Here is a 6,367-nt window from a genome sequence, read left to right on the forward strand (position 1 = left end):
TTGTTATAATGAAGTATATTACAGGAAATGAGAGAAAAAATCAAATTGGGGGTTCCCAAGCGGAACGGTTTGTGTTATAGTATTTGGTATCAAAAGCGAAGAAGAGGAATAGTAGCTGTCGAAGCCTCATACAGAAAGCTGTTGGTTGATGCGAAACAGTTGATGTGAAACAGTGAACTCGCCTTGGAGCTGCCGGTTGAACGATAGTAGATTTGGACGGACTCCCACCGTTACAGGGGAAAGGTATTGGATTCTGTTTTTCTTGTACCTGTGAGAGCATGATATATTCATGAATAAGAGTGGTACCGCGTGAGAATATTCTCCCGTCTCTAAGAGTAGAGGCGGGTTTTTATTTGCTGAAATATTTTCTGAAAGGATGTTTGGCAGATAAAACTCCGTGAGAAATGGAACAAAATTAATTCAAAATGGAGGGTTAGAATCATGAAGGGATTTGAAAAGTATCAGAAAACATATTTTATGCCGTCAGAGGCAACCTATGACTGGGTGAAAAAGGACAGCATCACAGAACCGCCGGTATGGTGCAGCGTTGATCTGCGTGACGGTAATCAGGCACTCATCGAGCCGATGAGTCTCGAGGAGAAGGTGGAGTTCTTCAAGATGCTTGTGAAGATCGGATTCAAGGAAATCGAGGTTGGATTCCCTGCTGCATCCGAGACAGAATACAATTTTCTGCGTACTTTGATCGATCGGAAGCTGATCCCGGATGATGTTACGGTGCAGGTTCTGACACAGGCGAGAGAACACATTATCCGTAAGACCTTTGAGGCGGTTGACGGAGCACCGAATGCGGTTGTACATGTATATAATTCCACTTCCGTGGCACAGAGAGAGCAGGTATTCCGTAAGTCCAAGGAAGAGATCAAGAAGATCGCCGTTGACGGTGCAAAGCTTCTGAAGGAGTTAGCAGCAGAGGTAAAGGGCAATATCCGTTTTGAGTACAGCCCGGAGAGCTTCCATGGTACTGAGGTTGAGTATGCGGTTGAGGTCTGCAATGCTGTTCTGGATGTATGGCAGCCACAGGCAGATGCCAAGGCGATCATCAATATTCCGTCTACCGTAGAGAACGCAATGCCTCATGTATTTGCAACACAGATCGAATATGTCAGCAAGCACTTGAAATACAGAGACAACGTTGTACTTTCCCTGCATCCGCACAATGACCGTGGCTGCGGTGTTGCTACAGCGGAGCTTGGTGTTCTTGCCGGTGCAGACCGTATCGAGGGAACATTGTTTGGTAATGGAGAGCGTACCGGTAACATGGATATTGTTACCATGGCAATGAATATGTTCTCACACGGCGTCGATCCGAAGCTGGACTTCTCCAACATGCAGGAGATCGCAGACACTTACGAGCGTCTGACCAACATGCAGGTATCCATGAGACAGCCATATGCAGGAGAGCTTGTATTTACCGCATTCTCCGGTTCGCATCAGGATGCGATCTCCAAGGGTATGGCATATCGTGAGGAGAAGAACTGCGAATACTGGACGGTTCCTTATCTGCCGATCGATCCAAAGGATGTGGGACGCACCTACGATTCCGATGTTATCCGCATTAACAGCCAGTCCGGACGTGGCGGCGTCAGCTATGTATTAAAGAACAGCTTCGGTCTGATCCTGCCGGATAAGATGAAGGAAGAGGTTGGATATCTGATGAAGAGTGTTTCCGATCATCGTCATGCGGAGCTTTCTCCGGAGGATATGAGAGATGTATTCAAGGAGACCTATCTGGATGTTGAGAAGAAGTTCGATGTATCTGAGTGCCACTTCAAACAGAAGGACGGTATCGGTGCTGAGGTAACGATCGTTGTTGACGGCAGGGAAAATGTTGTGGATTCCCATGGTAACGGTCGTCTCAATGCAGTAAACCATGCGATCAAGAAGTACTTTGATCTGGATTATGCATTGGATGTATACGAGGAGCATGCATTGTCAAAGCGTTCCGATTCACAGGCAATCTCCTATGTAGGTATCAAGCCTGCCGGACAGGAGAAGCTGTACTGGGGTATCGGCACGGATGATGATATTATCAAGTCCTCAATCGACGCACTGGTCAATGCGGTGAACCGTTATATGGAAGCAAAATAATACGATGCAGAAGCCGGAAGCAGACCGTGATGGCTGCGCCGGCGATGGCAAAAGTCGTTTGGCTTCGAGATTATAAAAAAGGGCAAAACCAGCGTTTTGCCCTCCAAGAATTGCTTCGCAATTCTCGTTGGCATTCCACCACATTACACGCATTTTCCTATACCATCAAAAAGGAGTGTCCTAAATTTGGGACACTCCTTTTTGTCATGAAAGTTTATTTCTCATATTTGTGGCAGGCTGCCAGTCCGGCAAGCATCAGTACCGGGAAAATGATCGCGGACAAAAGTCCGAGCTTCAAATTATCCTGCAGTGCAGAGGAGATAAAACCAACCATGGTTGGTCCGGAGGAACATCCGATATCTCCGGCAAGTGCGAGCAGTGCAAAAATCGTGGTGCCGCCCTGTGGACAGACCTTTGAACTGATACTGAAGGTGCCGGGCCACATGGCTGCAACGGACAGACCGCAGACACCGCAGGCGGCAAGAGAAAGTGCCGGGAGCGGTGAGAAGCTAACGATCAGATAGCTGATCATGCAGAGCACGGCACACGCACTCAGATATCCGGTCAGGGAGAAATGTTCGGCAACATGGGCGTGAAGAACTCTGCCGGAGCCCATCAGAATTGCGAAAAAGCACGGACCGGCAAGATCGCCCACCGTTTTGGAAACATGAAGACCTGTTTCGGCAAGGGCGGATGCCCACTGGCTCATCGCAAGTTCCGACGCGCCACTGCAGACCATCAGAAGGGCGAGTACCCAGAATACCTTTTCTTTTAACAATGCCGTGATCGTCATGCCGCGTCCCTCGTCGGCAAGAGAGTTGATCGGTACAAAGCAGAAATAAACAGCATTGCAGGCAGGGATAATTGCCCAGAGGGCTGCGATGATCTTCCATGAGCTTAAGCCGACCGTGTTAAACAGAAGCGTGGAGACCAGAACAACCAGCACCGAACCCCAGCAGTAGAAGGAGTGCAAAAGACTCATGGCAGCCCCCTTCTTATCCGTCGGGCACGCCTCTACGATCGGGCTGATGATCACCTCGGTCAGACCGCCGCCGATGGCATAGATCACGACGGCGATGCTGATGCCGATATACGGATCCGGTGTGAGCTCCGGCAGGATGCCGAGAAGCACAAGTCCGACGGCAGCAAAAACATGTGCCAGAACGGCATTGATGCGGTAGCCGATCCGATCCGTGAATTTTGCCGAGAACAGGTCCACCAGAATCTGTGTGACAAAATTGATCGTCACCAAAAGACCGATCCGGGAAAGGGAAATCCCATAGGTACGGTGAAATGTCACAAACAGAAGCGGGGCGAAATTGTTGACGATCGCCTGTGTGATGTAACCGATATAGCTGGCGGCAATGGTGTGTCGAAAATCAGTTTTAATACTCATAACTAACTCCAATCTTTATCCTGTGTCAATGAATTTTCTGATAATAGCCTATCACGTTATTTTTCGAAAATCTGTAATAATATCAGCGACTATTAACACTATTTTGACAGATGAAATTATGGTCCATCCGTTGTGAATCCGAGGGAAACATGGTAAAATAGAAACAGTGTGGGATTCCGGTCACAGGAGGCGGGGATTTCATCCGGAGAAAGACGAATATGAGGAAACGAGGAGAAAGCGATGAGTGATATCAATAAAAAGATCAGGGAACTTGTAAATTATGGTTTACATACCGGACTTGTTGTGCCGGAGGACGAGATGTACACGATCAATCGTCTGTTAGAGATCCTGAAGCTGGATGAGTATAAGGAGCCGGAGAATGCGTGTCCGGTGCCGGATCTGGAGAAAACGCTGAGTGACATTATGGACTGGGCATATGAAAACGGGGTTCTCGAGGAGAATACCGTAGGTTATCGTGATCTGTTCGATACAAAGCTGATGGGTGCGTTGGTTCCGGCACCAAGTGTCGTGATCGCAAAGTTCCGGGAACTGTACCGCATGTCTCCTCAGAAGGCGACCGATTTTTATTATAAATTCAGCAGAGATACCGATTATATCAGACGTTACCGGATCGCCAGAGATATGAAATGGACGGCAGAGACGGAGTACGGCACACTTGATGTCACGATCAACCTGTCAAAGCCGGAGAAGGATCCGAAGGCGATTGCCGCAGCGAAGAATGCAAAGCAGTCTGCATATCCGAAATGTCTTTTGTGCAGGGAGAATGAGGGCTATGCCGGACGACTGAATCACCCGGCAAGACAGTCACACCGTATTATTCCGCTTATGATCGAGGGGGAGAAATGGGGCTTCCAGTATTCTCCGTATGTATATTATAACGAGCACTGCATCGTATTTAATCAGAAGCATACGCCGATGAAGATTGATGAATCGGCATTCCGTAAGCTGTTATCCTTTGTAAAGCAGTTTCCTCATTATTTCCTTGGCTCCAATGCGGATCTGCCGATCGTAGGCGGATCGATTCTGGCACATGAGCATTTTCAGGGTGGTCATTATGAATTTGCGATGGAGAGAGCGCAGATTAAGACAAAGCTTACGATCAGGGGCTACGAGGATGTGGAGGCCGGTATTGTCAACTGGCCGATGTCTGTCATAAGGATCCGTCATAAGGACAGTGAACGTCTGGTTGCTCTTGCGTCCCATATTTTGGACACATGGAGAGGCTATACCGATGAAGCGGCATTTATCTTTGCAAAGACCGATGGCGAGCCGCATAATACGATTACGCCGATTGCGAGAATGCGTGACGGACTGTATGAGATGGATCTGGTGCTTCGTAACAATATCACGACTGAGGAGTATCCGCTGGGTGTATTCCATCCGCATCAGGAGCTGCATCATATCAAGAAGGAGAATATCGGTCTGATCGAGGTAATGGGACTTGCCGTTCTGCCGGCCCGTCTGAAAAAGGAAATGGCAGTATTGGAGGAGTATATCGTACAGGGCAAGGATATCCGCAGCAATGAAGAGATTGAGAAGCATGCCGACTGGGTAGATGAGTTCCTCCCGAAGTACGACAACGTGACAGAGGACAATGTGGAGGAGATCCTGCAGAAGGAGATCGGTATTGTCTTCAAAAAGGTGCTGGAGCACGCCGGTGTCTATAAGAATACGCCGGAGGGACAGGAAGCATTTCTGCGGTTTGTAGAAGCACTGTAGAGTGCACGAATGAAGTGGCGTCAATTTGCAAATGTTCTAAGAGTTCTGACGCTCGTTGTGCATTAAGGTTTTATTATTCATGAATACAAGTTCTCGGGTTGATACGTGTCCGGTTTGTAGGATACATATCAATCTGAGAACTTTTTTACGTTATAGGAAACTTGTGAGGTGACGTGCAAAGTGGGTAAACTCGCTTTGTTCTTTGTTTGAAAAAAGGTACAGATTACACGGAATAGTTCTAAAATACATGGTCAAAATGAGCAAAAAAGCCCCAAATTGACCAAAAATGGCGTTTTTGTGTCGTTTCGTGCAAAAGCTATTCTTTTTTTGACTAAAATATGTTAGGTTGTCAGTAAAACAGTACGTGTAATGTAAATTTAGAGAAGACCCCACTGTTCACGAATAGAACAGACAATGTTGCAACAACTCAATAATAAATTTATAGGATAATTTTGATAAAAAACAATAAATAATTAACTATTTGATGACAAGTATGAAAAAATGTGTTATGATAAATTAAATAAAAAGTTTATATACAATATATTTAAATAAATAATATATTGTATATAGAAATTATTTTACACGTGTGAAATGCAGAAATTTATTATTGCTGAAGGGAGGTGAAAGAATGCATTTATCAACGAAGGGATGCAGAGAAACCATTGAAAAAGCGTTCTTTTCATAAGTAAATAGGGATACAAAATGAAAAGAACGCTTAGCAAAACACACATTATAGTATAACAGTTTATTAGGGATGATTCAATAAAATACAAAAAATGGAGGAATTTAAGATGAAAAAATTTGCGAAAAATGTAATCGCATTTGTGATGTCATTTGCGATGGTTATCTGTTTATCTTCACCAGCCGTGCAGGCAGAGGAGGTTTCAATGCAGGATGATGGCATAGCATTACAGAACATTGTGATCGGACAACAATATTTTGTTCAGGATAAGAGAACACAACTTATGGCAATGTTTAGTAATGCCAATACATTGGTTATTAAATGTAAAAATTTAACGGAAAACGACCGGTATGTTGAGATGGATGTTTCGACATCAAGTAAATCATTTAAACAGAGAACATTTACGGTTAATGGATATAAAATAAACAAAACAAATGGTA

At 45.5% G+C, this 6,367-nt stretch carries 4 protein-coding genes and 1 other annotated feature; of the genes, 3 read left to right on the plus strand and 1 reads right to left on the minus strand.

Annotated elements, in window-relative coordinates; translation table 11 throughout:
- The first annotated feature begins 89 nt into the window (after window positions 1-89).
- Window positions 90-334: a binding site (T-box leader), on the plus strand.
- A gap of 107 nt (window positions 335-441) precedes the next feature.
- The gene (locus ACZLMD_RS09930) at window positions 442-2,109 is read left to right on the plus strand and encodes a 2-isopropylmalate synthase (RefSeq protein ID WP_022305994.1); all 1,668 of its coding nucleotides are present in this window, start codon (window positions 442-444) and stop codon (window positions 2,107-2,109) included.
- Window positions 2,110-2,323: 214 nt separating this feature from the next.
- Here ACZLMD_RS09930 and ACZLMD_RS09935 read toward each other — a convergent pair whose 3' ends face one another.
- Entirely contained in the window at window positions 2,324-3,505 is a 1,182-nt protein-coding gene (locus tag ACZLMD_RS09935) for an MFS transporter (protein WP_489495645.1), read from the minus strand.
- A gap of 240 nt (window positions 3,506-3,745) precedes the next feature.
- Here ACZLMD_RS09935 and galT point away from each other — a divergent pair, with 240 nt between their 5' ends.
- A complete protein-coding gene (gene galT / locus ACZLMD_RS09940) occupies window positions 3,746-5,245 on the plus strand; it encodes a UDP-glucose--hexose-1-phosphate uridylyltransferase (RefSeq protein ID WP_482522592.1) in 1,500 nt (499 codons plus the stop codon).
- A gap of 791 nt (window positions 5,246-6,036) precedes the next feature.
- The coding region (locus ACZLMD_RS09945; protein ID WP_489495646.1) for a hypothetical protein at window positions 6,037-6,367 on the plus strand (331 nt) is incomplete at its 3' end.

It is taken from the genome of Jutongia sp., assembly GCF_057878315.1.

Bases quoted from the DNA above. Each gene is read 5' to 3' on its own strand.
- ACZLMD_RS09930 (WP_022305994.1), top strand. From the start codon at position 442: ATGAAGGGATTTGAAAAGTATCAGAAAACATATTTTATGCCGTCAGAG.
- ACZLMD_RS09935 (WP_489495645.1), bottom strand. From the start codon at position 3,505: ATGAGTATTAAAACTGATTTTCGACACACCATTGCCGCCAGCTATATC.
- galT (WP_482522592.1), top strand. From the start codon at position 3,746: ATGAGTGATATCAATAAAAAGATCAGGGAACTTGTAAATTATGGTTTA.